Origin of the sequence: Cognatazoarcus halotolerans, from assembly GCF_009800965.1 — a bacterium.
Taxonomy (GTDB): domain Bacteria; phylum Pseudomonadota; class Gammaproteobacteria; order Burkholderiales; family Rhodocyclaceae; genus Cognatazoarcus; species Cognatazoarcus halotolerans.
The window spans coordinates 1-240 of record NZ_WUAF01000103.1 but is presented as its reverse complement, the minus strand read 5'-3'; the positions used below and the strand labels follow the sequence as shown (position 1 = coordinate 240).

Here is a 240-nt window from a genome sequence, read left to right as displayed (position 1 = left end):
CGGAAACCGCCTCGATCGGCGACAAGGTGTGGGTCGACAGCAATGCCAACGGCGTGCAGGACGCAGGCGAAGTGGGCAAGGCCGGCGTGACGGTCGAGCTCTACACCTGTGTCGATGAGATGCCGGGCACGCTGGTCGACACCAAGGTGACCGACGCCAACGGCAACTACAACTTCAGTGGCCTGATGCCGGGCGACTACATCGTCAAGTTCATCGCCGCTGACGGCTCGGTGCTCTCGA

At 63.3% G+C, this 240-nt stretch carries 1 protein-coding gene; it reads left to right on the top strand.

The features are described from left to right. Positions 1-240, top strand: a 240-nt coding sequence (locus GQB03_RS22865) for an SdrD B-like domain-containing protein (protein ID WP_159694088.1), incomplete at both ends; no start/stop codon positions are given.